This window comes from Mycolicibacterium sp. XJ879 (assembly GCF_053483935.1).
The window spans coordinates 602,470-629,235 of the sequence record NZ_JBEFTH010000002.1 but is presented as its reverse complement, the minus strand read 5'-3'; the positions used below and the strand labels follow the sequence as shown (position 1 = coordinate 629,235).

At 68.3% G+C, this 26,766-nt stretch carries 18 protein-coding genes, 1 tRNA gene and 2 pseudogenes; 11 read left to right on the top strand and 10 right to left on the bottom strand.

From position 1 onward, the window contains the following. The first annotated feature begins 11 nt into the window (after positions 1 to 11). Entirely contained in the window at positions 12 to 2,006 is a 1,995-nt protein-coding gene (locus tag ABQF13_RS06790) for a YhgE/Pip family protein (RefSeq protein WP_448391929.1), read from the top strand. A gap of 16 nt (positions 2,007 to 2,022) precedes the next feature. Here ABQF13_RS06790 and ABQF13_RS06785 read toward each other — a convergent pair whose 3' ends face one another. Continuing rightward, the gene (locus tag ABQF13_RS06785) at positions 2,023 to 3,312 is read right to left on the bottom strand and encodes an acyltransferase family protein (RefSeq protein ID WP_448391928.1); all 1,290 of its coding nucleotides are present in this window, start codon (positions 3,310 to 3,312) and stop codon (positions 2,023 to 2,025) included. 264 nt (positions 3,313 to 3,576) lie between these two features. Beyond that, positions 3,577 to 4,605 (bottom strand): TerC family protein, encoded by a 1,029-nt coding sequence (locus ABQF13_RS06780; RefSeq protein ID WP_448391927.1) that lies wholly within the window; start codon positions 4,603 to 4,605, stop codon positions 3,577 to 3,579. 304 nt (positions 4,606 to 4,909) lie between these two features. On the opposite strand from ABQF13_RS06780, the gene ABQF13_RS06775 reads away from it, so the two are divergent. Genes ABQF13_RS06775 through ABQF13_RS06755 form a run of 5 tightly spaced genes read left to right on the top strand, consistent with a single transcriptional unit; the run spans position 4,910 to position 14,215 of the window. Then, complete coding sequence (locus ABQF13_RS06775) at positions 4,910 to 8,839, top strand: Pls/PosA family non-ribosomal peptide synthetase (RefSeq protein ID WP_448391926.1); 3,930 nt, start codon at positions 4,910 to 4,912, stop codon at positions 8,837 to 8,839. Continuing rightward, positions 8,836 to 10,170 carry a M1 family metallopeptidase gene (locus ABQF13_RS06770; protein WP_448391925.1) on the top strand — a complete coding sequence of 445 codons (1,335 nt, stop codon included), beginning with the start codon at positions 8,836 to 8,838 and terminating at the stop codon, positions 10,168 to 10,170. The genes ABQF13_RS06775 and ABQF13_RS06770 overlap by 4 nt, the downstream gene beginning before the upstream one ends. Then, positions 10,125 to 11,408: a hypothetical protein gene (locus tag ABQF13_RS06765; RefSeq protein WP_448391924.1), complete on the top strand. Its 1,284-nt coding sequence runs from the start codon at positions 10,125 to 10,127 to the stop codon at positions 11,406 to 11,408. The genes ABQF13_RS06770 and ABQF13_RS06765 overlap by 46 nt, the downstream gene beginning before the upstream one ends. A gap of 55 nt (positions 11,409 to 11,463) precedes the next feature. After that, complete coding sequence (galE, locus tag ABQF13_RS06760; RefSeq protein WP_448391923.1) at positions 11,464 to 12,441, top strand: UDP-glucose 4-epimerase GalE; 978 nt, start codon at positions 11,464 to 11,466, stop codon at positions 12,439 to 12,441. Continuing rightward, positions 12,431 to 14,215 carry a hypothetical protein gene (locus tag ABQF13_RS06755; RefSeq protein WP_448392047.1) on the top strand — a complete coding sequence of 595 codons (1,785 nt, stop codon included), beginning with the start codon at positions 12,431 to 12,433 and terminating at the stop codon, positions 14,213 to 14,215. Before galE ends, ABQF13_RS06755 begins: the two co-directional genes overlap by 11 nt. A 73-nt stretch (positions 14,216 to 14,288) precedes the next feature. Here the strand turns inward: ABQF13_RS06755 and ABQF13_RS06750 are convergent. Then, positions 14,289 to 14,364, bottom strand: a tRNA-Thr gene (locus ABQF13_RS06750). 82 nt (positions 14,365 to 14,446) lie between these two features. Continuing rightward, complete coding sequence (locus ABQF13_RS06745) at positions 14,447 to 15,667, bottom strand: DNA polymerase III subunit delta' (protein WP_448391922.1); 1,221 nt, start codon at positions 15,665 to 15,667, stop codon at positions 14,447 to 14,449. An 82-nt stretch (positions 15,668 to 15,749) separates the two neighbouring features. Between ABQF13_RS06745 and ABQF13_RS06740 the strand changes: the two genes are divergently transcribed. After that, positions 15,750 to 17,348: an adenylate/guanylate cyclase domain-containing protein gene (locus ABQF13_RS06740; RefSeq protein ID WP_448391921.1), complete on the top strand. Its 1,599-nt coding sequence runs from the start codon at positions 15,750 to 15,752 to the stop codon at positions 17,346 to 17,348. Between the two features lie 103 nt (positions 17,349 to 17,451). On the opposite strand, the gene topA is transcribed toward ABQF13_RS06740, so the two are convergent. The 3 genes from topA to ABQF13_RS06725 all read right to left on the bottom strand — a co-directional run bounded on the left by topA (position 17,452) and on the right by ABQF13_RS06725 (position 21,302). Further along, positions 17,452 to 20,244, bottom strand: a complete 2,793-nt coding sequence (topA, locus tag ABQF13_RS06735; RefSeq protein ID WP_448391920.1) for a type I DNA topoisomerase — start codon at positions 20,242 to 20,244, stop codon at positions 17,452 to 17,454. 135 nt (positions 20,245 to 20,379) lie between these two features. Beyond that, positions 20,380 to 20,970: a hypothetical protein gene (locus ABQF13_RS06730; protein WP_448391919.1), complete on the bottom strand. Its 591-nt coding sequence runs from the start codon at positions 20,968 to 20,970 to the stop codon at positions 20,380 to 20,382. A 128-nt stretch (positions 20,971 to 21,098) separates the two neighbouring features. Beyond that, positions 21,099 to 21,302: a cold-shock protein gene (locus tag ABQF13_RS06725; RefSeq protein ID WP_006243848.1), complete on the bottom strand. Its 204-nt coding sequence runs from the start codon at positions 21,300 to 21,302 to the stop codon at positions 21,099 to 21,101. A gap of 279 nt (positions 21,303 to 21,581) precedes the next feature. On the opposite strand from ABQF13_RS06725, the gene ABQF13_RS06720 reads away from it, so the two are divergent. The 4 genes and pseudogenes from ABQF13_RS06720 to ABQF13_RS06705 all read left to right on the top strand — a co-directional run. Continuing rightward, positions 21,582 to 23,897 carry a DNA 3'-5' helicase SftH gene (locus ABQF13_RS06720; RefSeq protein ID WP_448391918.1) on the top strand — a complete coding sequence of 772 codons (2,316 nt, stop codon included), beginning with the start codon at positions 21,582 to 21,584 and terminating at the stop codon, positions 23,895 to 23,897. Positions 23,898 to 23,959: 62 nt separating this feature from the next. Further along, positions 23,960 to 24,970 (top strand): PAS domain-containing protein, encoded by a 1,011-nt coding sequence (locus ABQF13_RS06715; RefSeq protein ID WP_448391917.1) that lies wholly within the window; start codon positions 23,960 to 23,962, stop codon positions 24,968 to 24,970. 222 nt (positions 24,971 to 25,192) lie between these two features. Beyond that, a complete protein-coding gene (locus ABQF13_RS06710) occupies positions 25,193 to 25,435 on the top strand; it encodes a type II toxin-antitoxin system Phd/YefM family antitoxin (RefSeq protein WP_448391916.1) in 243 nt (80 codons plus the stop codon). Continuing rightward, a pseudogene (locus tag ABQF13_RS06705) lies at positions 25,432 to 25,755 on the top strand (PIN domain-containing protein); the annotation flags it as partial. The gene ABQF13_RS06710 and the pseudogene ABQF13_RS06705, both read left to right, overlap by 4 nt. A 135-nt stretch (positions 25,756 to 25,890) precedes the next feature. On the opposite strand, the pseudogene ABQF13_RS06700 reads toward ABQF13_RS06705, so the two are convergent. From ABQF13_RS06700 to ABQF13_RS06690, 3 genes and pseudogenes are all read right to left on the bottom strand, one after another. Further along, positions 25,891 to 26,223: pseudogene (locus ABQF13_RS06700) on the bottom strand (Rv3654c family TadE-like protein); the annotation flags it as partial. A gap of 10 nt (positions 26,224 to 26,233) precedes the next feature. Then, entirely contained in the window at positions 26,234 to 26,533 is a 300-nt protein-coding gene (locus ABQF13_RS06695) for a TadE family type IV pilus minor pilin (protein ID WP_448391915.1), read from the bottom strand. A 23-nt stretch (positions 26,534 to 26,556) separates the two neighbouring features. Next, on the bottom strand, positions 26,557 to 26,760 hold the full coding sequence (locus ABQF13_RS06690) for a DUF4244 domain-containing protein (protein ID WP_448391914.1): 204 nt from the start codon (positions 26,758 to 26,760) through the stop codon (positions 26,557 to 26,559). Positions 26,761 to 26,766: the final 6 nt, after the last annotated feature.

Here is a 26,766-nt window from a genome sequence, read left to right as displayed (position 1 = left end):
TGCTTGCGGGGATGTCTCTGGGTACCGACCTCAAACGCTATTCCCGCGGTGTGCTGCCCCGACTGGCGCTGACCACGATCATCCTGATGCCGCTGCTGTACGGCGCGATGTACCTGTGGGCGTTCTGGAATCCGTTCGGTGAGGTCAACAAGCTGCCGGTGGCCTTGGTCAACGAGGACCGCGGGGCGCAGAGCCAGGGCCAGCAGGTCAACGCCGGGAACCAGGTGGCCCGTTCGCTGCTGGACTCCGGGCAGCTCGACCTGCACGAGATGTCGGCCGCAGAGGCGGCCGACGGGGTGCGCCACGGGCACTACTACTTCGCGATCACGATCCCGGAGGACTTCAGCGCCGCGGTGGCATCGCCGGCGGGTTCTGATCCGCACCCGGCCAAGATCCGGTTCACCTTCGACAACTCCAACAACTATCTGGCGTCGATCATCGGGCAGAACGCCGCGCGTGAGGTGCTCAACGAGGTCAACGCGCGCGTCGGGCAGCAGACGGTCGGTCAGGTGCTCACCGGTGTGACCGAGGCGGGCGCCGGGCTGGTGACGGCCGCCGACGGCGCCGACCGGTTGTCGGCGGGCCTGGCGCAGGCCGACGACGGTGCACACGAGCTGGCGAGCGGGTCGCGTGCGCTGTCGGACGGGTTGGTGACCGCACGCGACGGCTCGGCCGCGCTGGCCGCCGGTGCCGCGCAGTTGTCCGAAGGCATCGGCACCGCAACGGATCCGCTGCTGTCTGTACTCGACCGGGTGAGCGGGCTTGGTCTGGACCCGGCGGAGGTCGGCGACCTGGCGGTCGGGCTGTCCCGGCTGGTGAAGTCGACCAGTGACCGGGTGGCCGCGCTCAACGTCGATCAGGCGCAGGCCGCGGCCGTCGTCGACACGGTGGTCGGCGCGCTGCGGGCGAATCCCGACCCGGCGGTGCGGGCGTTGGGTGACACGTTGGCAGGCACCCAGCGGCTACTGCGCGCCAACGACATCGATCCGACCACCGACGAAGGTCTGATCGCGTTGCGGGACAAGGCCGCTGCACTGGAAACCGAGCTTGCCGACCCGAGCAGTGAGCTGCGGACGTTTTTGACCAAGGCGCTCGACGGCGGTCTTCTCGACGACGTGGTGGCTCTGCGCGACGGCGCAAACCAGTTGAGCACCGGGGCGAACCAACTTCGCGCCGGGCTGGTGGCGCTGTCCGACGGGGGTGAGCGGCTGTCGGCGGGCGCGGCGAAGCTGGCCGCCGGAACCAGCCAACTACGAAGCGGCAGCGTGGAACTCGCGCACGGCCTACGCGAAGGGGCCGAACGCGTTCCGCACTGGACCGATCAGCAGCGCAACCAGGTCGCCGAAACCCTGTCCCAGCCGGTGGCTCTCGATGAGGTGACCCACAACGCCGCGCCGACGTTCGGCACCGGGTTCGCGCCGTTCTTCCTGTCGTTGGCTTTGTTCATCGGGGCGCTGATCATCTGGATGTTGTTGACGCCCTTGCAACCTCGCCCGATCGTCAACGGCCTCGGCGCCCTGCGCGTCGCGCTGGCGTCCTACTGGCCGGGTTTGCTGATCGTGGTGTGCCAGGTGTTGGTGATGTACGCGGTGGTGCATTTCGGCGTGGGCTTGAAGGCGGTCTACCCGGCGGCCACCGTCGCGTTCCTGATCCTGGTCGCGGGCGCGTTCCTGGCGCTCATCCAGGCGTTCAACGCGCTGTTCGGCGTTGCGGTCGGCCGGGTGGTCACGCTGGCGTTCCTGATGTTCCAGCTGGTCTCGGCCGGCGGTATCTATCCGGTGGAGACCACGCCGAAGCCGTTCCAGATCATTCACCACGTCGACCCGATGACCTACGCCGTCAACGGGTTACGCCAGCTGACTGTGGGTGGTATCGACTCGCGGCTGTGGGTGGCGATCGCGGTGCTGGCCGCCATCACCGCGGCGTCGCTGGCCGCCACCGCGTGGTCGGCGCGACGCAACCGGCAGTACACAATCGAGCGGCTGTACCCACCCATTGAAGTGTGAGCAGTGTGAGGCCGAGCTACGCCGCCTCGGCCTGGCGGCGCACGCTTGTGCGGCGCCTTCTGGCGTAGTTCATCGCCGGCTTCTCGACCAGGTAGTAGGTCACGGTCGCGGCGAGAACCGTTACGGCGAGCAGCACCACGATGTTGTAGAGCATTCCCGGTAGCGTGTCGCCGGCCATCCAGCCGAGTTGGCCGAGCAGCAGCAGCAGCGGGAAATGCCACAGGTAGGCCGACAGCGAGATTTCGCCGACATAGCGGATCGGCCGGACATCGAGCGTGCGCGCCAGTTTGGACTTCTCGCCCCGGGCCAGCGGAACCACGACGACCAGGATCATCAGCGCGGCGACCACGCCGACCACGGCGGTGACGAACGACACCGCGAAGGCGAACATCGCCGCGCCCACCACCAGCACGGGCAAGATCGCCGCGGCGCTGAGCGTCCGGACGCGTCGGCTCGCGCGCTCGGACAGCACGCCGTGCTCGATCGCGACGAACACGACCGCGGCGAGCATGCCCATCGCGAAGTTGTCGGCGTTGGTCAGGATGCTCCTGGTGAACACCGCGGCGATGTTCGGGCCCCAGTTGAGCAGGATGAAGTCGGAGGTGCCCGCGTACCGATTGACCAACGGGGTCAGCGCACGGCCCAGCAACCCGATGCCCAGCAGGATGGCGGGTGCGAGCAGCGCGACCAGGAACGGATTGCGTCTGCTGCGGGTGCCCGTCCGAAAAATCACCCAGCCCAGCAGCGGAAGCGTGAGGTAGAACGCGTACTCCAGGGTCAGCGACCACGACGGGCCGATACCGGTCTGGATGAAGGCCGGGATGTAGGTCTGCACCAACGCCAGGTTGGCCAGCAACTCCGCCGGATCGGTGATCATGCCGATTCCGGTGCGGGCGTCGTCGGGCATCATCGCCGCATTGCCGACGTAGGAAAGCTGCAACACAAAATTGACGATCAAGAAAATGACGAGGTATGCCGGCATAATTCGGGCCAGGCGGTGTATCGCGTAATTACGCACATCCGGCATGTCCGACCGGGCAACGAGGTTTCGCACATATGGCAAAAACAGCAGAAACCCGCTGAGCACGAAGAAATACACCAACGAGAAGCCGAACAGGTTGGTTTTCCACGTGTCGGCCGTGTTTTTCGTGTAGTAGCCGGTCACATGGGTGATGGCGATGCTCAGGCACAGTAGACCACGGATGCCGTCTAGGCCGATTATCCGCGCCCGCTTGTGGTTTCGGCCGACGTCGGCGCGTGCGGGTACCCCGGATTGTGCGGCGCCTTTCGTCGTCTCGGCCGTCACCGCGGTCGACGGCCGGTGCCAGAAGTGGCGTCACACACGAAAGGGTCCCCGCTTTCTTCAAGGTGATCCGAGACAGCTAAGCCGTCGCCATCGTAGGACCAACCCCGCAAATTTCGCGAGCCGGAATTTCGCCGATCAACCCCGCCGAAGAATCCGCACCGCAGCACCAGGGAAGTGCCATTTGCTGAGCAAATTCCCAGTTATATCTCCAGCCCATTAATTAGAGCTACGAACAGGGTTTTTAGTTGCCCTAGCTAGATATAGCTAACCCTTGTGCGAGTGCGGCTCCGATTCCTCAGAATTCTCCGGGACCTCGGCGCCGTTCTTCTTCACGTCGCGCACCCGCGTCTTGTACAGGCTGGCCACCGTGGTGATGACCAACGTCACCACGATCACGCCCAGGCTGACCAGGGTGGGGATCTCGGGCACCGGGACATGCTCACCGCCGTTGATGAACGGCACCTCGTTTTCGTGCAGCGCGTGCAGCACCAGCTTCACGCCGATGAAGGCGAGGATGAACGCCAGCCCCTTCGACAGGTAGACCAGCCGTCTGAGCAGATCACCGAGCAGGAAGTACAGCTGGCGCAAGCCCATCAGCGCGAACACATTCGCGGTGAACACCAGGTAGGGCTCCTGGGTCAGACCGTAGATGGCCGGGATCGAGTCCAGCGCGAAGATGAGGTCGGTGGTGCCCAGCGCGACGATGACGAGGAACATCGGCGTCATCACGCGCTTGCCGTTCTCCCGCACCCACAACCGCAGGCCATCCCACGTGTCGGTGAACTTCATGTGCTTGCGGGCGAAGCGCACCACCCGGTTCTCGGCGTCGTCGTCATGATCGGTGTCGCGCACCAGTCCCACCGCGGTGTAGAGCAGGAAGGCACCGAAAATGTAGAAGACCCAAGAGAACTGGTTGATCGCGACGGCACCGAGCGCGATGAAGATGCCACGGAAGATCAACGCCAGGATGATGCCGACGAGCAGCGCCTGCTGCTGGTAGATCCGAGGCACCTTGAAGCTGGCCATGATGATCAAGAAGATGAACAGGTTGTCCACCGACAGGCTGTATTCGGTCAGCCACCCGGCGAAGAACTCCAACCCGTACTGGCTGCCGTGGAAGAACCAGGTCCACAGCCCGAACGCGATCGCGAGGCTGATGTAGATCGACAGGTACGTTCCGGTTTCGCGCTTGGTCGGTTCGTGCGGGCGGCGGCCGATGATGACCACGTCGAAGAGCAGGATCGCGATCGTCACGCTCAGCGTGATCGCCCACTCGAGTCCGCTTACGTTCACCAAAACCTCCGGTCGTCAAAGCGCCGGAGGTCTCTTCCACCGCACGAAACCGTCGTGTCGGCCCGCGGCACCGGTCGTCCGATGACGGCCAACGTGATGACGATACCGCGGCGAAGGAATACTCCCCTCCAGCTGCGAGTCTGCCAGGTCGGTCGGCCCGACAAGAAATCCCGACCGCGGGATACCCCCAGAACCAGCGGCTACACCGCGGCCCGATGCCGGCCCCGCCGTCGTTGTCGCAATTGTGATCAGCCGTCGTGTGCGGCGCGGCGGCGCGGCCGGGTCGGCTTAGTACTTTGTAGGCGTGACTGGGGATTTTGTTTCCGAGGTGCCCCCTCAGTACGCGTTGTCGTCGTACGCACCCGAATCGCGCACGCTCATCGACATCCTCTACGAGACCGCACAGCGCTATCCGGATGCGCCCGCGCTCGACGACGGCACGGTGCAGCTGACCTATGCGGAGTTGATCGGCGATATCGAGGAAACCGTCGAATGGCTGGCCGCGCGCGGGATCGGCCGGGGTGACCGCATCGGCGTTCGGATGCCGTCGGGCAGCTACGCGCTCTACGTGGCGATCCTGGCGACGCTGGCGACCGGCGCCGCCTATGTGCCGGTCGACGCCGACGATCCCGTCGAACGCGCCGAGCTGGTGTTCACCGAGGCGCAGGTGGTGGCGGTCATCACCGAACAGGGGCTGATCCGCGGACCCGGCTCGTCACGGGGTTGGCGCGCAGTGCGTCCGCTGGCCCGAGACGACGCGTGGATCATCTTCACCTCGGGTTCCACCGGCACCCCCAAAGGCGTCGCGGTGACGCATCGCAGCGCGGCGGCCTTCGTCGACGCCGAAGCGCGAATGTTCGTACAAGACAACCCGATCGGCCCGGGCGACCGGGTGCTGGCCGGGCTGTCGGTGGCGTTCGACGCGTCCTGCGAGGAGATGTGGCTGGCCTGGCGGCACGGCGCCTGCCTGGTTCCCGCCCCCCGCTCGCTGGTGCGCAGCGGCATGGACCTGGGGCCGTGGCTGGTGGCGCGCGACATCACCGTGGTTTCCACGGTGCCGACACTGGCGGCGCTGTGGCCGGCCGAAGCGCTGGAGTCCGTGCGGCTGTTGATCTTCGGCGGTGAGGCCTGCCCGCCGGAGCTGGCCGAGCGGCTCGCCGCGGGTCCCGACTCGGCCGGCCGCGAGGTGTGGAACACCTACGGCCCGACCGAAGCCACCGTCGTCGCGTGTGCGGCCAAACTGGACGGGCGCAGCCCGGTGAGCATCGGGCTGCCGCTGGCCGGGTGGGATCTGGCCGTGGTCGACGAGGACGGCGCACAGGTGTCCTACGGCGAGGTGGGCGAACTGGTGATCGGCGGGGTCGGCCTGGCGCGCTATCTGGACGCGGAGAAGGACGCCGAAAAATACGCGCCCGTCACCAGGTTGGCATGGCAGCGCGCCTACCGCAGCGGGGACCTGGTGCGGCTGGAAACCGACGGGCTGTACTTCGTGGGACGCGCCGACGACCAGGTCAAGCTCGGCGGACGCCGCATCGAGCTCGGGGAGGTCGACTCCGCGTTGGTCAACCTGCCCGGGGTCAGCGGCGGCGCGGCCGCGGTACGGCAAACGACGAACGGCACACCGGTTCTGGTCGGCTACGTCGTCAGCACCGACGCGTCGTTCGACCTCGCCGAAGCCCGCGCCACGCTGGCCCAGCGCCTGCCCGCCGCGCTGGTGCCGCGTCTGGTGCAGGTCGACGAACTGCCGACCCGCACCTCGGGCAAGGTCGACCGCGACGCGCTGCCGTGGCCCGTCCCCGGCGACACCGACGAGGAGGTAACGGATCTGTCCGGAACAGCGGGCTGGGTCGCCGGGCTGTGGCAAGAGGTGCTGGCGGCGCCGGTCACTGGTTCCGAAGCCGACTTCTTCGCGCTCGGCGGCGGCTCGTTGGCCGCGGCGCAGCTGGTGTCGGCGCTGCGCCAACGCTATCCGCAGGTCACGGTCGGCGATTTGTACGACCATCCCCGGCTCGGGTCGCTCGCGGGTTTCCTCGACGAGCTCGGGGCGCCGCCGCCGGTCGCGCCGCGCACGGTCAACCCCGTGTCGCGGCTGACCCAGGCAGCCCAGATCGCGCTTGCACTGCCGCTGGCCACGCTGACCGGGCTGCAGTGGGTGGTCTGGCTGGCGATCGCCAACAACATCGCGGCCACCATGGTGACGTGGGCCCGGCCGGTCAACTGGTGGTGGGTGGCAGCGGGTTTCGTGCTGTTCGTCACCCCGCTGGGCCGAATGGGCATCGCGGCTTTGTGCGCCCGGATGCTGCTCGGCGGGCTGCAGCCAGGCACATATCGGCGCGGCGGGCCGGTGCATCTGCGGGTTTGGTTGGCCGAACGGCTGGCGCAGGCCAGCGGCGCCGAAAACCTCGCGGGCGCACCGTGGTTGGTCTACTACGCACGCGCTCTGGGCAACAGGGTGGGCAAGGGCGTCGACCTGCACTCCACCCCGCCGGTGACCGGAATGCTCAAGCTCGGGCACCGAAGCTCGGTCGAACCCGAAGTGGATCTGTGCGGGTACTGGGTCGACGGCGACAACTTCCACGTCGGCCCGATCACGGTCGGCAACGACGCCAGCATCGGGGCCCGAACCACGCTGCTCCCCGGGGCTGTCGTCGGCAAGAACGCTGACGTGGCGCCAGGCTCCGGGGTGATCGGCAAGGTCAAGAACGGCCAGTACTGGAAGGGCTCGCCGGCAGCCAAGTCGGGCAAGGCCCGCCATCCGTGGCCCGACCATCGGCCGCCGCGGGCGCCGGGGTGGGTCGCGGTCTACGGGGTGATGTCGGTTCTGTTGGCCGGTCTGCCGCTGCTGGCGCTGGGTGCGGGCCTGGCCGTGATCGGTTGGGCCGTGCGCGATACCGCCTCGGTGACCGCGGCGATCGGGCCGGCGCTGCTGTGGGCCCCGGTGGCCACACTGGCCGCGGTCCTCACCTATGCGCTGCTGACGGTGATCGGTGTGCGGATGTTATCGCTGGGATTGCGCGACGGCTATCACCCGGTGCGCAGCCGCGTCGGATGGCAGATCTGGGCCACCGAGCGGCTCATGGACGCCGCGCGCACCTACCTGTTCCCGGTGTACGCCAGCCTGTTGACGCCGTGGTGGCTACGAATCCTCGGCGCGAAAGTCGGTCGCGGGACCGAGATCTCAACGGTGCTGCTGACACCGAAGTTCACGGTGGTCCAAGACGGCGCGTTTTTGGCTGACGACACCATGGTGGCGTCCTACGAGTTGGGCGGCGGCTGGCTGCACGTCGCGCAGGCGACGATCGGCAAGCGCGCGTTCCTCGGCAACTCCGGTATCACACAACCGGGCCGCAAGGTGCCCGACGACGGCCTGGTCGCGGTGTTGTCGGCGGCGCCACACAAGGCCAAGGCGGGCTCGTCATGGCTGGGCAGCCCTCCGGTTCGGTTGCGCCGCAAGCCGGCCGCGACCGACACGGTGCGCACCTTCGACCCGCCGCTGCAGCTGAAGACGCTACGCGCGCTGGTGGAAGCCTGCCGAATGGTTCCGGTGGTGGTGACGTTCGCGATCGGTGTCGCGGTGCTGTTCGGGCTGCAGTGGCTGGCGGTCGAATTCGGTTGGCTGTGGGCGGCGTTGGGCAGCGGCGTGGTGCTGCTGGCCGCGGGTGCGGTGGCCGGTGCCGTCGCGGTTCTCGCGAAATGGGTTGTGGTCGGACGGATCGGCGCGGGTGCGCACCCGCTGTGGTCGTCGTTCGTGTGGCGAAACGAGGTGTCGGACACCTTCGTGGAGACGGTCGCCGCACCGTGGTTCGCCCGCGCGGCCAGCGGTACACCGGTGATGAACTGGTGGCTGCGCGCACTGGGCGCGTCGATCGGACGCGGGGTGTGGTGCGAAACGTACTGGCTGCCGGAGGCGGACCTGGTCACGATCGAGGACGGGGCGACCGTCAACCGCGGATGCGTGGTCCAGACCCATCTGTTCCACGACCGGATCATGGCGATGGACACCGTTGCCCTCGAGGGAGGTTCGACGCTGGGTCCGCACTGCGTGGCGCTACCCGCGTCGCGCATCGGCCGAAATACCACCGTCGGACCGGCCTCGCTCGTCATGCGCGGCGACGAGGTGCCCGCCTCGACCCGGTGGCTGGGCAACCCGATCGCGCCGTGGACGTCCGTGGGCAAGAAGCGGGAAAGCAAATCGGCGGGCAAGTCCAAGAAGCCAGAAGACACCGCAGCGTGACCGACGCCGAGAGCACCGACCGCGTCGTCGATCCGTACCTGCCCAACAGCGGCAATTCCGGCTACCGGGTCTCGCGCTACGAACTCGACCTGGAGTACAAGGTGGCGACAAACCGGTTGTCGGGCACCGCCACCATCGCCGCGGAGACGACGGTGCAGTTGCGCACGGCGACGCTCGATCTCTCCGATGCGCTTTCGGTGACAAAGGTGGCCGTCAACGGTGCGCGCCCGACCAGGTTCCGGACCTCCGCAGGCAAACTGCACATCACCTTGGCGGACGCCCTGCCCGCCGACACCACGATGACGATCGTCGTGCGCTACAACGGCAACCCTCGACCGGTCCGATCCCATTGGGGCGACGTGGGATTCGAGGAACTCACCGACGGCGCGCTGGTGGCGGGCCAGCCCAACGGCGCCCCCTCGTGGTTTCCGTGCGACGACCGGCCCGGCGCCAAAGCCAGCGTCGGCGTCCGGATCCGCACCGAAAGCCCCTACTACGCGGTCGCCAACGGCGAACTGGTCTCCCGGCGGGTACACGCCGGGATGACCACGTGGACCTACGAACAGCCGGAGCCGACGTCGACGTATCTGGTGACGCTGCAGATCGGCAGGTACCAGCGGCATCCGGTGTCCGACGACGGCGTGCCGATCGCTGCGGTGCTGCCCGACCGGCTGCGCAAGAACTTCGCCTCCGACTTCGCCCGCCAGCAGCAGATGATGCAGCTGTTCGTCGAGTTGTTCGGACCTTATCCGCTCGCCGCCGGGTACACGGTGGTGGTCACCGACGATGATCTCGAAATACCCCTTGAGGCACAAGGTGTTTCAATTTTCGGGGCCAACCACTGCGCGGGTCGCGGCCGGCGCGCCGAGCGGCTGATCGCTCACGAACTGGCGCATCAGTGGTTTGGCAACTCGGTCACCGCCAAGCAATGGCAACACATCTGGCTGCACGAGGGCTTCGCCTGCTACGCCGAGTGGTTGTGGTCCGAGCATTCCGGAGACCGCAGCGCCGACGCGTGGGCGCGGCACTACCACCGGAGGCTGGCCGATGCGCCGCAGGATCTGGTTCTGGCCGATCCGGGGGTTCGGGGGCTGTTCGACGACCGCGTGTACAAGCGCGGCGCGCTAACCCTGCACGCGCTCCGCGGGCGCCTCGGTGACGAGCGATTCTTTGCGCTGCTTCGGGACTGGACCCAACGCTACCGGCACAGCACGGTGGTCACCGACGACTTCACTGCGCTGGCAACGCAGTACGCGAACGAGTCGCTGGACTCCCTGTTCGAGGTGTGGTTGCACTCCGCGGCGTTGCCTGCGCTGGATGCGCCGCCGTGACCGACGCCGCCACCCCCACCGGCCCGGTCACCAAAGGCAGCGTGGCGCGGGTGGGTGCGGCGACCGCGGTGTCGGCGCTGTGTGGCTACGCGGTGCTGTATCTGGCCGCGCGCGATCTGGAGCCGTCGGGGTTCGCGGTGTTCGGCGTGTTCTGGGGCGCGTTCGGTCTGGTCACCGGCGCGGCGTTCGGGCTGCTGCAGGAGGCCACCAGGGAGGTGCGCTCGGCCGGCTACGTCGCGGTCGCCGAGGGCCCGCGCACCCATCCGGTCAGGGTCGCGGCCATGGTGGGGGTGGCCGCTGCCGCGCTTATCGTCGTCAGTTCGCCGCTGTGGGCGGCACAGGTGTTCGTCGAGGCCCGGTGGCTGAGCGTGGTGTTGTTGGCCGTCGGCCTGGCCGGTTTCTGCCTGCACGCCGCGCTGCTGGGCATGTTGGCCGGATTGAACCGGTGGACCCCCTACGGGTCGCTGATGGTCACCGATGCGGGGCTTCGGGTGGTGGTGGCCGCGGTGACGTTCGGCGTCGGCTGGGGGCTGGTCGGCTACCTGTGGGCGACCGTGGCCGGTGCGGTCGCATGGCTGCTCATGCTGGTCGTGTCGCCGATCACCCGGGTGGCCGCCGGGCTGCGCACCCCGGGCGGCACGGCGACGTTTCTGCGCGGCGCCGCCCATTCCATCGCCGCAGCAGGGGCCAGCGCGGTCCTGGTGATGGGTTTTCCGGTGCTGCTCAAGGCGACGACGGGTGAGCTGGGCGCGGCCGGCGGGGTGGTGATCCTGGCGGTCACGCTGACCCGCGCCCCGCTTCTGGTTCCGTTGACCGCGATGCAGGGCAACCTGATCGCCCACTTCGTCGACCAGCGCACCGAACGGCTGCGGGCGCTGGTGGCGCCGGCGGCCGTGGTGACCGGTGTGGGGCTGGTCGGGGTGCTGGCGGCCGGGGTGTTCGGGCCGTCGCTGCTGCGCGTCGGGTTCGGGCCCGAGTACCTGGCCGACGGTGCGCTGCTGGCCTGGCTGACCGCGGCGGCAGTGGCCATCGCGCTGCTGACGCTGACCGGCGCGGCGGCCGTCGCGGCGGCCCTGCACCGGGCGTACTCGGTGGGCTGGGTGTCGGCCACGGTCGCCTCGACGCTTCTGCTGCTGCTTCCGCTGGACCTGGAGACCCGCACGGTGATCGCGCTGCTGTGCGGCCCGCTGCTGGGCATCGCCATGCACCTGGCCGCGCTGGCCAAGAGCACCCGGTGACGAACCGCACCTATGCTGCCGAGGTGCGAATTCGATCGATCGCAACGGAGAGCAGATGACCTGGCTGGTGACCGGCGGGGCCGGCTACATCGGCTCGCACGTGGTGCGTGCGCTGCGCGACGCCGACCTGCCGGTGGTGGTGATCGATGACCTGTCGACCGGTCTGGAGGCGTTCGTCCCGCCCGGCGTGCCGTTGGTGCGCGGCACCCTGCTCGACACCGACCTCGTCGCGCAGACCCTGCGCGACCATCGGGTCTCCGGCGTCATCCACATCGCGGGGTTCAAGTACGCCGGTGTTTCGGTGCGTGAACCGCTACACACCTACGAGCAGAACGTCGCCGCGATGGTCAACCTGCTCAAGGCGATGACGACCGTCGGGACCGACAAGCTGGTGTTCTCCTCCAGCGCCGCCACCTACGGCACCCCGGACGTCGACACCGTCACCGAACAGACCCCAACCACACCCGAATCACCGTACGGGGTAAGCAAATTGGTGGGCGAATGGATCATGCGCGACGTCGCACGCGCCACCGGGTTACGACACACCAGCCTGCGCTACTTCAACGTGGTGGGGTCGGGTTCACCGGAGTTGTTCGACGTCAGCCCGCACAACCTTTTTCCCGTCGTCTTCGACATGCTCTACCGCGGCGAGACACCGCGGATCAACGGCGACGACTACCCCACCCCGGACGGCACCTGCGTACGTGACTACGTGCACGTGTCGGACCTGGCGGCCGCGCACGTCGCCGCGGCCAGGCGGTTGGAGGCGGGCGCGCCGGTCGAGGTGGTGTACAACCTGGGCAGCGGCAGCGGCACGTCGGTGCGCGAGATCATGACCGCCATCCGCGAGGTCACCGGCGTCGACTTCGAACCGGCCGTCGGGCCGCGCCGACCCGGTGACCCCGCCCGCATCGTCGCGTCGCAAGACCTGGCCGCCCGCGATCTCGACTGGCAGATGCGCCATTCGTTGCAGGAGATGGTGCGCTCGGCGTGGGTCGCCCGTCAGCAGGCAGGAGAGGCCTATCCCGGCTAGGGCCCTACTTCGCAACCGGGTGGCCTGCGCTGCGGTGGTACTGATCCTGGTGCAGCTGGCCGTCCGGGCGACGCTGGCGTTCGGCGGTTACTTCTACTGGGACGATCTGATCCTGATCGGCCGGGCGGGCACGCACAACCTGCTGTCGCCGCAGTACTTGTTCGACGACCACGACGGCCACGTCATGCCGGCGGCGTTCCTGCTGGCCGGCGGCATCACCAGGTTGGCCCCGTTGAATTGGTTCGGACCGGCGATCAGCTTGGTGGTGCTGCAGCTGCTGGCTTCGCTGGCGTTGCTGCGTACCTTGCATGTCATCCTCGGCTGGCGTCCGGTCCTATTGTTGCCGTTGACGTTCGCGTTGTTCACTCCGCTGGCGGTGCCGGGGTTCGCGTGGTGGGCGGCGGCGCTGAACTCGCTGCCGATGCTGGCGGCGCTGACTTGGGTGTGTGGGGACGCGGTCCTGTTGGTACGCACCGGCAATCGGCGTTACGCGGTGACGGGCACGCTGGTCTACTTCGGTGGCCTGTTGTTCTTCGAGAAGGCGGCCGTCATCCCGTTAGTCGCGTTCACGATCGCCGCGCTGCTGGCGCACGTCACCGCCTCCGGGTCGGTCGCGGCGGTGTGGCGCCGCGGGAGTCGGCTGTGGATGCCGTGTCTGGCGGTGACGGCGGCGTGGATCGTCGTGTACGTCATCGTGGTGGATCAGAAGCGCTGGAGCGGCGATGTGGCGATGACGTGGGAACTGCTGCACCGCTCGGTGACGCACGGCATCATCCCGGGCCTGGTCGGTGGGCCGTGGGAGTGGCAGCGCTGGGCGCCGGCGTCGCCGTGGGGGACGCCGCCGGTGACGGTGATGGTGTTGGGCTGGGTGGCGCTGGCCGCGCTGGTGGCGGTCGGCTTTATCCGCAAGCAGCGCATCGCTCCGGTGTGGCTGGCCGCGCTCGGCTACGCGGCTGCGTGTCAGATCCCGATCTATCTGATGCGGTCGTCGCGCTTCACGGCGTTGGAGTTGGCGCAGACGCTGCGGTATTTGCCGGACCTGGTGGTGGTGTTGACGTTGCTGGCCGCCGTCGGCCTATGCGCGCCGAACCGGCCGGGCACGGGCTGGCTGGACGCGTCGCGGCGTCGCACGGTGGTGGTGTGCGTGCTGGCCGCGGCGTTCGTGGCCAGCAGCATGTATTCGACCGCGACGTTCCTGACGAGTTGGCGCGACAACCCGGCGAAGCCGTATCTGCAGAACGCAGTGGCGGGGTTGGGCGAGGCCGCGCGGCGGTCCAGCGCGCCGATACTGGACCAGGAGGTCGACCCGATGGTGCTGCAGCGCGTCGTCGGGCCGGAGAACCGCGCCAGCCGAATGTTCGCGTTGGTACGGGATCGACCCGAGTTCGCCGCGGCGACAACGGATCTGCGCATGCTCGACAGCTCTGGCCGGCTGGTGGACGCGAAGGTCACCTGGGTGCGCACCATCACCGAGGGTCCGGCGCCGGGTTGCGGATATCTGGTGCAGCCCGATGCGCCGGTGCGGATGGCGCTGGACGGTCCGCTACTGCCGGCGGACTGGACGGCCGAGATCAACTACCTGGCCAACAGCGACGGGTCGATGACGATGTCGCTGTCGGAGGGCCAGGAGGTCAAGGTGCCGGTGCGACCGGGTTTGAACAGGGTTTACGTCCGGCTGCCCGGCGCGGGCGAGGCAATCGACGTGCGCGCGAACACGGCCGCGTTGTCGGTATGCGTCGCCTCGGGGCCGGTCGGTTTCGTGGCACCGAGGTAGCTGCCGGCTACGCCGGATTCCCGGCGGCCAACTCGGCGATGCGGGTCGCCCAGGAGGTACTGCACGGAGGTGATGGAGCCACCTAGGAGAATCGAACTCCTGACCTGCTCATTACGAGTGAGCCGCTCTGCCGACTGAGCTAAGGTGGCGTGCCCGCGATGAGCGCCTGCGCGAAGAGCAGACCGCACTGCGGCGGCACGAGTCTACGGCAGGCCCCGGCGCGGACCCAACTCAGTCGCGCAGCGCCTGACCGACGGTGGCCACCATGGCGTCGACGGCGAACTTCGGCTTGACGTTGACGGCCAACGCCTCGCGGCACTCCAGCACCGCCTCGATGCAGCGCAGCAGCCTCTCCGGTGACGCGTGCGCGGCCATCGCGCCGACCCGCTCGGCCATGTCGGGATGGTTGGCCTGAACATCGCCGGCCTCCGTGGCCACCAGCAGCGCATCGCGAAAGTAGGTGGCCAGGTCGATCAGCGCGCGATCCAGCGCGTCGCGCGAAGCCCGAGTTTGTCGTGACTTCTGGCGCTTCTCAAGGTCTTTGATCGCGCCCGCGGTGCCGCGCAATGCCCCCGCGGTACCCTTCCCCGACCCGCCGGCGCCCAGCGCCGTGCGCAACTCCTCGGTCTCGGACTCGTTGCGGTCCACCGTCAACGCCAGGGCCTCGGCCTCCGCGGCGGCCACCAATTCCTCGGCGGCCGCATAGGCCCGCGTCGGCGTCGCGGCGTCGCGGGCCAACCCCAGCGCCCGCTGCCTGCGCTGGCGGGCGTCGTCGTCGGTGGCCAGCCGTCGCGCCCGGCCGACGTGACCGCCGCTGACCGACGCCGCCCACCGGGCCTCGTCGTCAGCCAACCCGTCGGTCTCGATCAGCACCCTGGCGATGGCGTCCACGGGCGGCGTGACCAGCGCGACGTGCCTGCACCGGGAGCGCAGCGTGATCGCGATGTCCTCGGGGTCCACCGACGGCGCGCACAGCAGGAACACCGTCGACGGCGGGGGCTCCTCCACCACCTTGAGCAGCGCGTTCGCCGCACCTTCGGTAAGGCGGTCGGCGTCTTCGATCAACACGATCTGCCAGCGGCCGGTCGCGGGCCGCCGCGAGGCGATCTGCACGATCGCCCGCATGTCACCCACGCCGATCGACAGCCCCTCCGGGATGATCCGGCGCACGTCAGCATGGGTGCCGGCCATCGTCGTCGCGCAGGCCCGGCATTCCCCGCACCCGGGCACACCGTCGGAGGTGCACTGCAGCGCCGCCGCGAAGCACAACGCCGCCACCGAGCGGCCCGACCCCGGCGGCCCGGTGATCAGCCAGGCGTGCGTCATCGTGTGTGGCGTGGACACCCCCGAACCGTCGCTGTGAGGCGAATCACCGCGTGCCGCCTGCGCCGCAGCTACCAGCTCCGCTTCCACGGCGTCCTGGCCAACCAGACGCGAAAAAACACCCGTCATCGCAGATAACAGTAGTGCTGCGAACCGACACGTCCGTCTCACACCATCCGTCGTCGTCGCCGATGCCCGATACGGTTGACGCGTGGCCGCAGAAGCACTGCCGATCGGGCGGATCAGCGCATTCGTCCGATGGGTGGCGCGCACCCCGTGGCCGGTATTCACCCTGGGCATGCTGCAGGCCGACATCATCGGTGCGCTGCTGGTCGTGAGCTTTTTGCGGTTCGGCCTACCGCCCGAGGACCGCATCCAGCTGCAGGACCTGCCGGTGTTCAACCTGGCGGTGTTCCTCGGCTTCCTTTTCGTCTCGTTCACCGCCGCGTCGTACCTGAGTTTGCGGCTGCTGATCCCGGTCATGCGCTGGCAACGGCGCGACATGCTGCTCGGCGACCGCGATCCGGCCGAAACCGAGCTCGCCCGCACCAGGGCGCTTCGGATGCCGTACTACCGGTCGCTGATCAACGTGATGAACTGGTTCCTCGGTTCGATCGTGTTCATCGTCGCCAGCTGGCCGGTGGCGGCCAGGTCGGCGCCGGTCATCGCGGTCGCCAGTGGGCTGGGTGCCACCGCGACGGCGATCATCGGCTATCTGCAGTCCGAGCGGATCCTGCGCCCCGTGGCCGTGGCCGCGTTGCGCGGCGGGGTTCCGGAGAACTTCCGCGCCCCAGGCGTGGTGCGGCGCCAGGTGATGACGTGGGTGCTGTCGACCGCGGTCCCGATTCTGGCGATCGTGCTGGCGTTGGTGGCCAGCAAGTTCGAGATCCTGACCGCTCCGGCAAGCCGGCTCAACACGCCGATCCTGATCCTCGCGATCACCGCGCTGGTGGTCGGCTTGGCGGGCACTGTGCTGGTGGCGATGTCGATCGCCGACCCGCTGCGGCAGTTGCGTTGGGCGCTGGGTGAAGTGCAGCGCGGTAACTACAACGCTCACATGCAAATCTACGACGCCAGCGAATTGGGTTTGCTGCAGGCGGGTTTCAACGACATGGTGCGCGATCTGGCCGAGCGGCAGCGGCTGCGTGACCTCTTCGGTCGCTACGTCGGTGAGGACGTGGCCCGTCGCGCGCTGGAGCGGGGCACCGAGCTGGGCGGCCAGGAACGCGACGTCGCCGTGCTGTTCGTCGACCTGGTCGGCTCGACGCAGCTGGCCGCGACCATCCCCGCCGCCGACGTCGTCAACCTGCTCAACGACTTCTTCCGCGTCGTCGTCGACACGGTGAACCGCCACGGCGGGTTCGTCAACAAGTTCCAGGGCGACGCGGCGCTGGCGATCTTTGGCGCGCCGATCGAGCATCCCGACGCGTGCGGGGCGGCTCTGGCCGCGTCGCGTGAGCTGCACGACGAGCTGATCGAGGTGTTGGGCCAGACCGAGTTCGGCATCGGGGTGTCGGCGGGTCGCGCCATCGCCGGACACATCGGCGCCAAGGCCCGCTTCGAGTACACCGTGATCGGCGACCCCGTCAACGAGGCCGCCCGGCTGACCGAGCTGGCCAAGCTGGAGGAAGGCCACGTGTTGGCGTCGGCGGTGGCCGTCAGCGGTGCGCTCGACGCGGAGGCATTGTGCTGGGACGTCGGCGAGGTGGTGGAGTTGCGCGGCCGTGTCGCGCCGACCCAGTTGGCCCGGCCGCTGAACCGGGCGTCGACCGAGCCCGTCGACGCCGACGCGACCTCCCCGCAGCCCTAGCCGAGCCATCCCGCAGCGCCGGCATCGACGTTTTGGTGAGTTTTACTCGCACTTTCCCGCCCGAATGTCCCTTTGAGCGGGGTGGGCGGAAAGGCAACGGAAGCTACTTCTTGGCGGCTTTCTTCTTCGCCGGCGCCTTCTTCTTGGCGGCCTTCTTCGTCCGCTTCACCGGGCCGCGGGCGCGGCGATCAGCCAACAGTTCGGCCGCACGCTCGTCGGTCAGCGACAGCACGTCATCGCCCTTGCGCAGGCTGGCGTTGGTCTCGCCGTCGGTCACGTACGGACCAAACCGGCCGTCCTTGATCACCATCTGCTTGCCGGTCGCCGGATCCTCACCCAGCTCGCGCAGCGGCGGAGTCGAAGCCCGCTGTCCACCACGACGTTTGGGCTCGGCGTAGATCTTCAACGCTTCCTCGAGCGTGATGTCGAACATCTGCTCTTCGGTGGCCAGCGACCGGGAGTCGGTGCCGCGCTTCAGGTACGGGCCGTAGCGGCCGTTCTGCGCGGTGATCTCCTCACCGGTGTTCGGGTCGACACCGACCACCCGCGGCAGCGACAGCAGCCGCAACGCGTCGTCCAACGTGACCGTCTCGAGGTCCATCGACCGCAGCAGCGAACCCGTCCGCGGCTTGGGTCCGGTGGGTTTCTTGCCCTTCTTGGCCGTACTGCCCGCCGAACCGTCGTCGCCCTCGGACGATGGCGGCAGCACCTCGGTGACGTACGGACCGTAGCGGCCGTCCTTGGCGACTATCTCGTGCCCGGTCGCCGGGTCGATGCCCAGCAGCCGGCCTTCTTGCGGTGTGGCGAAGGCCTTTTCGGCAAGCTCCAGGGTCAGCTCGTCGGGCGTCAGCTCGTCCTTGAGGTTAGCCCGCTGCGGGGTAGGCTCGCCGTCGTCGCCGGTGACCATCCGCTCCAGGTAGGCGCCGTTCTTGCCCACCCGCACATAGACCGGGCGGCCCTGCTCGTCGTCAAACAGCTTGATGGAGTTGATCTGTCGGGCGTCGATCTCCTCGAGGTTGACGCCGACGAGCTTCTTCAGCCCGCCCGAGCGGGCGATCGAGTCCTCCACCCCGTGATCGCCGCCGAAGTAGAAGTTGTTGAGCCAGTTGGTCCGTCGCTCGTTGCCGGCGGCGATCTCGTCGAGCTCGTCCTCCATCGCGGCGGTGAACCCGTAGTCGACCAGTCGGCTGAAGTGCTGTTCGAGCAGTCCGATGACCGCGAACGCCACCCAGGACGGCACCAAGGCGCTGCCCTTCTTGTGCACGTAGCCGCGGTCCTGGATGGTCTTGATGATCGAGCTGTAGGTCGAGGGCCTTCCGATGCCGAGCTCCTCGAGCGCCTTGATCAGCGACGCCTCGGTGTAGCGCGCCGGCGGGCTGGTGTGGTGCCCGTCGGCGGTCAGGTCCTTGGCATCCACGCGCTGGCCCTGCTCGAGCTGGGGCAGTCGGCTCTCGGCGTCGTCGGCCTCGCCGCCGGCCTGGTCGTCGATGCTCTCGACGTAGGCCTTCAAGAAGCCCGAGAACGTGATGGTGCGCCCGCTGGCGTTGAACACCACTTGCTGGCCGTCGTTGGAGGCACCGGAGATACGCAGGCTCAGCGTCGTGCCGCGCGCGTCGGCCATCTGCGAGGCCACCGTGCGCTGCCAGATCAGCTCGTAGAGCCGGAACTCGTCGGTGTCGAGCTGGCTGTGCAGCTGGCCGGGCGTGGAGAACACATCACCGGCGGGGCGGATGGCCTCGTGGGCCTCCTGGGCGTTTTTCACCTTGCGGGTGTACTGGCGCGGCGACGGGTGCAGATACTCCTCGCCGTAGAGCTGGCGGGCCTGGTTGCGGGCCGCGGTGATGGCCGACTGCGACAGCGTGGTCGAGTCGGTGCGCATGTAGGTGATATAGCCGTTCTCGTAGAGCCGCTGCGCGATGCTCATCGTGCGCTCCGAGGAGAACCGCAGTTTGCGCCCGGCCTCCTGCTGCAGCGTGGAGGTCATGAACGGCGCGTAGGGCCGCCGGGTGTAGGGCTTCTGCTCGACGGAGGACACCGTCAGCTGCGCGCCGCGCAGCCCGTTGGCCAGCGCGGTGGCCGCGGCCTCGTCGAGCACCCGCACCTCGTCGGGCTTGCGCACCGCGCCCAGCGAGTCGAAATCGCGTCCGGTGGCGACCCGGCGCCCGTCGACGGTGTTCAGCTTCGCGGTGAACGTGGGCGGGGTGGCTTGGGCGTTGGACACGCTGGCGTCCAGTTCCGCGGTGACGTCCCAGTAGGAGGCGCTGCGGAACGCCATGCGCTCCCGTTCGCGCTGCACGATGATGCGCGTGGCCACCGACTGCACCCGGCCCGCCGACAGCTTCGGCGCGACCTTTTTCCACAGCACGGGGCTGACCTCGTAGCCGTATAGCCGGTCCAGGATCCGGCGGGTCTCCTGCGCGTCGACCAGGTCGTTGTCCAGGTCGCGGGGGTCTTCGGCGGCTGCGCGGATGGCCGGCTCGGTGATCTCGTGGAACACCATGCGCTTGACCGGCACACGCGGTTTGAGGGTTTCGAGCAGGTGCCAGGCGATGGCCTCGCCCTCGCGGTCACCGTCCGTGGCCAGATAGACCTCGTCGACATCTTTGACCAGGTCTTTCAGCTCGTTGACCGTGCTCTTTTTCTCCGGGCTGATGATGTAGAGCGGCTCGAAGTTCTGCTCGACGTTGACCCCGAGGCGCGCCCACGGCTCGGATTTGTACTTCGCGGGCACGTCGGCGGCGTTTCTGGGCAGGTCACGGATGTGGCCGCGGGAGGACTCCACGATGTAGTCCGAGCCGAGGTAACCAGCAATTTTGCGTGCTTTGGTTGGCGACTCGACTATGACGAGCCGCCGGACGCTTCCATTGCGGCCGCTGCCGCGGTCCCCGTCAACCACTTGTGTCTACGCTCCACTTCTCTGTTGCCCATCCGCGGCGCAATCCATGCATCGACGGATCGTCGCCGCGAAAGGCAACTGACAATTTGGCACCCCGCGCGAGCCGACGCAAACTGCCCCCCTATCTGTCTACCGTTATACGCGTGGCCACTGGGGCAACGCGTCCACGTTGTCCGGCGGTTCCCCCACGTTCTCTACCAGGCGCGATAGCCGTCGGCGCCCGCTGATCCGCAACGCCGGATGGGCTCCGCGGGTGCCGATCAGGGTCGGAGCGATGCCGACCCGCATCATCGCCGACGCCAGCGGCGCGTACGTGTCGGGTGCGTGCGGATCCAGCCCGAGCAGATATCGGTCGGCCTCGGGGGTGCCCGCGGCCAGCGTCCAGGCCCGAAGCTCCCTGGGTCCAGGCATCCACTGCGGCGGCACCGTCTTGACGGCCCCGCGGGTCCACGCCAGGGCCATCGGCACCAGCAGCGGGTCCACCGCCGTGCGCACCAACGGCGTGTGCTCCTCGGTGCGGGTGATCTCGGGCTGCAGACCGGCCTCGATCACCATTTCGGCGATGCCCTCGGCCCGCCACATCGCCTCGACCACCACGGAAAGGCGCGCAGCCTGGTCTTTCCCGGCCCCGACGAGCACCGCCTGGCCGGGCGCAGCGAGCAGCCCCGTCAGGTCGGCCACCGCGGGCGGCACCGACTCTGCCGAGAAGAACGACAGCTGGCTCACATGCCGACAGTAAGCCAGCTTCGGGCCTCAGCCGGGTGCGCCGGGCCGCAGCGGCAGGCAAAAGAGAACACCCCGCGTCATCCGGTTCCGGATTCGTGCGGGGTGTTGCCTGGTTTGGGGTGGTCTTTCTAGACGGCCCGAACACCCGTGGCCTGCGGCCCCTTGGGGCTTTGGCCGACCTCGAACTCGACCTTCTGGTTCTCCTCCAGGGTGCGGAATCCGCTGCCCTGAATTTCCGTGTAGTGGACGAAAACGTCAGCGGAGCCGTCCTCCGGCGCAATGAAGCCGAAGCCCTTCTCCGCGTTGAACCACTTCACAGTTCCCTGTGGCATTTCCTGTTGTTTCCTTCTCTTATTCTCCGGGTGCGGTCCACCGTGGTTCGGTAGCCCGGGCCCGTTCCGACCGCCATACCTTCGTGGAGTGTTCGGAACTCGACCCGACCTACAACCCTCGCAGGAACCGCGATCGCAACGTCGATCCTGCGAGTGCAAATACACGAACACAGAAGCTGCGACCGCCGTTAGTCAACCACGTTCGGCGCTGCTGCGACAGTTCTCGGCACAAGCAAGTGGGCACAATTGCGCTAGGAGACTCTTCAGGAGGGCCAAATAATGGCGGATTTCGGCCGCGAGCTACTCGCCGGCGTGGTCGAGGACATCACCGCCAACGGGGCCAGTCCGTTGCGTCACGTCGCGGATCTACCCGCGCGCCAGGGCCGGCCGCAGACGTGGCCACCGTGGGCCGACCCAGATGTGGTGCGGGCGTTCCTTGATCGCGGTATCGCCGCGCCGTGGTCACACCAACGCCTCGCCGCCGACCTCGCCCACGACGGACGCCACGTGGTGCTGAGCACCGGGACCGCGTCGGGTAAATCGCTGGCGTACCAACTACCGATACTGACGGCTCTGCGGACCGATTCACGGGCGCGGGCGTTGTACCTGTCGCCGACCAAGGCGCTGGGCCACGACCAACTGCGGGCCGCCGTGGAGCTCACCGAGGCGGTGCCACTGCGTGACGTCGCGCCGAGCGCGTACGACGGTGACAGCCCGGCCGACGTGCGCCGCTTCGCCCGCGAGCGGTCGCGGTGGATCTTCTCCAACCCCGACATGATCCACCTGTCGCTGCTGCGCAACCACGGCCGCTGGGCGGTGTTCCTGCGCAACTTGCGCTACCTCGTGGTCGACGAATGCCATTACTACCGTGGTGTTTTCGGATCCAACGTGGCGATGGTGCTGCGCCGGCTGCTCCGGCTGTGCGCGCGCTACTCGTCGTCACCTACCGTGATCTTCGCCAGCGCGACCACCTCTGAACCCGCCGCCACCGCCTCGGAGCTGATCGGTCAGACGGTCGCCGAGGTCGTCGACGACGGCTCCCCGCAGGGGGCGCGCACCGTCGCGCTGTGGGAGCCGCCGTTGCTGGCCGAACTGGTCGGTGAAAACGGCGCGCCGGTACGGCGTTCGGCCGGAGCGGAGGCCGCGCAGCTGATGGCGCACCTGGTCGCCGAGGGCGCGCGCATGCTGACCTTCGTGCGGTCCCGACGCGGTGCCGAACTCACCGCGCTCGGCGCGCGGTCCCGGTTGGAGGAACTCGCGCCCGAACTGGTCGAGCGGGTGGCGTCGTACCGGGCCGGCTATCTGGCCGAAGACCGCCGCGCGCTGGAGCGTGCCCTGTCCGACGGTGAGCTGCGCGGGCTGGCGACCACCAACGCGTTGGAGCTGGGCGTCGATATCGCCGGCCTGGACGCCGTGGTGCTGGCCGGGTTTCCCGGCACCGTGACCTCGTTCTGGCAGCAGGCGGGCCGGTCGGGGCGGCGCGGTCAGGGCGCGCTGATCGTGCTGATCGCGCGCGACGATCCGCTCGACACCTACCTGGTGCACCACCCGGCAGCGCTGCTGGACAAACCCATCGAACGTGTCGTCATCGACCCCACCAACCCGTACGTTCTTGGCCCCCAACTGCTTTGCGCGGCCACCGAACTGCCGCTCGCCGATGCGGAGGTGCGGATGTGGAACGCGGAGGTGGTGGCCGAGTCGCTGGTCGACGACGGGCTGCTGCGCCGACGCACCAACGGCTACTTCCCCACCCCAGGCGTCGATCCCCATCCGGCGGTGGACATCCGGGGCTCATCGGGGGGCCAGATCGCCATCCTGGAGGCCGACACCGGCCGGATGCTGGGCAGCACCGCGGTGGGTCAGGCCTACGCATCGGTGCATGCCGGGGCGGTCTATCTGCATCAGGGTGAGAGCTACGTGGTCGACTCCCTGGACCTCGAAGACGGGGTGGCGTTCGTGCACGCCGAGGACCCCGGATACACGACGTTCGCGCGCGAGCTGACCGACATTGTGGTCACCGGCGACGGTGAACGAACGCACCACGGTGAGGTCACCATCGGTCTTGTGCCGGTGTCGGTGACCAACACCGTGATCGGGTATCTGCGCCGCCGGTTGAGCGGGGAGGTGATCGACTTCGTCGAACTCGACATGCCGACCCGCACCCTGGACACCACCGCGGTGATGTGCACCATCACCGCGGAAGCCCTGCAGCGCAACGGGTTAGATCTGTTGCGGGTGCCGGGGGCGTTGCACGCCGCCGAACATGCCGCGATCGGGCTGCTGCCGCTGATCGCCAGCTGCGACCGCGGCGACATCGGTGGGGTGTCCACGGCGATCGGGCCGGTGGACGGGCTGCCAACGATTTTCGTCTACGACGGCTATCCCGGCGGCGCCGGTTTCGCCGACCGCGGTTTCCGGCGCATCGACACCTGGTGGTCGGCGACGGCGGCGGCCATCGAGGCCTGCGAGTGCCCGTCGGGTTGCCCGTCGTGTGTGCAATCACCGAAGTGTGGCAACGGAAATGACCCGTTGGACAAAGACGGCGCGCTGCGGGTGCTGCGGTTGGTCCTGACCGCGATTTCGGGGACGCGCTGATGAGCCCGCGCAGCGGTCGGTCGGGCGGTTCGGGCCCACGCGGCGCCGGTAAACTTCCGGCCATGACCCACGACTGGCTGCTCGTGGAAACTCTCGGCAGCGAGCCTGCGGTGGTCGCCCAGGGTCGTCGCACCCACAACTTGATTCCCATCAGCACGTTCTTACGGCGAAATCCGCACCTGATGGCGATCCAGACGGCCATCGGTGAGACCGTGCGCGCCGGCCAGGGGCTGTCCAGCATCACCCCGAAGAACGACCGGGTGATCAGCACCGAGGTCGTGCAGATGACCGACGGGCGCATCCACGGCGTGCAGGTGTGGGCGGGCCCGCCCGATATGGAGCCGCCCGAACGTCCGGTCGTCGGGCCGTTGGTGTGGGATCTGGCCAGCGGGCTGGCCACCGGCACGACCGAATCGCTGACCAACAGCGGGTGGGACCCCGAGGTCGAACCGACGCAGGGCCGCACGTTCGCCGACGATCTGCCCAAGCGCGACTTGAACCCCAGCGAGGCCAAGGTGTTGTCGATGGTGATCGGGCGCGAGCCCGGCACGACGTTCTGCAGCACCTGGGACATCACCGACTATCGCGGCGAGCCGATCACCGTCGGGTTCGTGGTGCGCGCGGTGCTCGAAACCGACGAAGACGACGACGATGCACGCCTGCTGTGCCGGGCGATGAACTGGCGCGCCGAGCGTGACGAAGCGAGCCAACCGCCCGACTACCTGGCCCAGCGGATCCTCGCCGGGCTGGCCCAGCCGGGTGTGCACCGCGCGCTGGTCGATCTGACCGATTGGACGCTGCTCAAGTGGCTCGACGATCCGGCGCCGTTCTTCGACTGGCGCACCAGCATGGCCGGTGAACACGCCGTGCACCCCGATGACCGTCCCCGGATGGATGAGATGGCACGGCAATTCGCGTCCGGCACCGCGTCGGGTGTGCTGCGGATGACCGCGACCGACGGCGGCTGGACGCCGGTGCACATCACGGTCAACCGGATCGAGCTCGAGGAAGGCACCTACGCCGGCTTGGCGATGCTGCGTCAGCCCAGCGCCGACGAACTCACCGGGGAATAGCGATGCCAGGTGGCGGCTAGGCCATTGTGCCGCGAAACTGTATTCCAGCTGGAACAGTTCGAGTAGCGGCCTGCCGGAATACAGTTTCGCGATTGGTGTGGACTCAGCCGCGCCGCCTTCGCCGCCGCCAACCCACCTGAACGAGGCCGAAATACACGATGACCTGGTTGGACGCAGCCGCCTCAAACCGGAAGTGGCAGCTACAGTGCTACGCTGTCGCACATGGAGGTTGGTGTGCGGGACCTGCGGAATCACACGAGCCGGGTGATCGACGCAGTGAAGGCCGGGCAGCAGGTAACGCTGACGGTGCATGGCGAGCCGGTCGCCGATATCGTGCCGCATACGCGTCGCAGCCGGTGGCTGTCGGGGGAGCGTTTACAAAGCGAACTCGTCGAACGCTCGGCAGACGCGCGCTTGGCCGACGAACTCGTCCACCTTGCCGGTCAGACCATCGACGACCTGTGATCGACGTCGAGGTTTCAGTTGGCTTGCTGGACACGTCAGTCTTCATCACTCGTGAGGGCGGCCGCGCCATGGCGAAACTTCCTGAAAGAGTGGCGCTTTCGGTCATCACGATCGGCGAACTACAACTCGGCATGCTGAACGCAGGCGATGCCGCGACCCGAGCCCGTCGGGCGGATACGCTCGCGCTGGCGCGCGCGGCAGACCCCATCCCGATCACTGAAGCGGTGATGGTTTCGTGGGCCCGACTTGTGGCGGACTGCCGAGCCGCAGGCGTGCATCGAGCAGTGAAGCTGACGGACGCTCTCATCGCGGCCACGGCGATCGAGCACGGTCTTCCCGTCGTCACGCAGGATGCCGACTTCGACCAGATCGCCCGCGCCTGTCCTGCGCTATCCGTGGTGAAGGTGTGAACCGAAATGCCGATGCCATAGCCCCCTCCCCTGCTCTCCGCAGCCTCAAGGCTTCATTTCGACCGGTCCGGCGCGCGCGACGGCGCGGGCAGGGCCGACTGCGAGCCGTCCCACCGCAACGGGAACGTCGACGGTCACAACGACATCCAAGTCCTCGACGTCACAGCGGATAACAGTGGCCTCCATGGCGTGCGCGATCGCGCCCGCCCGTGTGCACGCCGCCGGAGCGCCGTCGGCCAGAGACGTCGCGGCCGCCACCGCAGCCAGGTCGGCGGCCGCCTGCGCGCGGTGTCGCCCGATCACCGCCGCACCGACATACACCGCGCCGACGGTGACCGCCAACAGCACCGCCATCGCCGCGACGGCCAGCAAGGTGGCCGATCCGTCCTCACCGCGCGCCGGGCTCCACGGCGGCCACCGCCCGCGCTGCCACCGTGATCCCCGGCAGCAGCACCGACCGAGTCCTGATCGTCGCGACGACGAACCCGCCGTCGCGCCGCATCTCCACTTCCGCGCCGTCGGGTGCGACGCGGCGCGCGACGGCCGCGCCGTCGTCACCGCGCGCCGCGAGCCGCGCGGCCTCCCGCGCGGCGTCAACACAGCGGATGTGCATCGAGACCGCGGTGAGCCCGGCCACGCACACGATGAGCACCGCCACCAGACCCGCGAGCGCGAACGCCGCCTCCACCGTCGCGGCCCCGGACTCCCCACCTAGGCGTTGGTACTCAGTGCGCGGTTGATGATGTTGGTCAGCGCGCTGACGATCGAGTCGCCGGTGACCACCGTGTACAGGATCGCGCCGAACGCCGCCGCGGCCACCGTCCCGATCGCGTACTCGACGGTCGACATCCCCTGCTCGTCGACCAACAAAAGCGTGAACCGCGCTTGGGCCGCCCGAATCTTGTTCGCCAGCATGGTGTT

Bases quoted from the DNA above. Each gene is read 5' to 3' on its own strand.
- ABQF13_RS06710 (WP_448391916.1), top strand. From the start codon at position 25,193: ATGGAGGTTGGTGTGCGGGACCTGCGGAATCACACGAGCCGGGTGATC.
- ABQF13_RS06745 (WP_448391922.1), bottom strand. From the start codon at position 15,667: ATGACGGGTGTTTTTTCGCGTCTGGTTGGCCAGGACGCCGTGGAAGCG.
- ABQF13_RS06720 (WP_448391918.1), top strand. From the start codon at position 21,582: ATGGCGGATTTCGGCCGCGAGCTACTCGCCGGCGTGGTCGAGGACATC.
- ABQF13_RS06715 (WP_448391917.1), top strand. From the start codon at position 23,960: ATGACCCACGACTGGCTGCTCGTGGAAACTCTCGGCAGCGAGCCTGCG.
- galE (WP_448391923.1), top strand. From the start codon at position 11,464: ATGACCTGGCTGGTGACCGGCGGGGCCGGCTACATCGGCTCGCACGTG.
- ABQF13_RS06690 (WP_448391914.1), bottom strand. From the start codon at position 26,760: ATGCTGGCGAACAAGATTCGGGCGGCCCAAGCGCGGTTCACGCTTTTG.
- ABQF13_RS06725 (WP_006243848.1), bottom strand. From the start codon at position 21,302: ATGCCACAGGGAACTGTGAAGTGGTTCAACGCGGAGAAGGGCTTCGGC.
- ABQF13_RS06790 (WP_448391929.1), top strand. From the start codon at position 12: ATGTCTCTGGGTACCGACCTCAAACGCTATTCCCGCGGTGTGCTGCCC.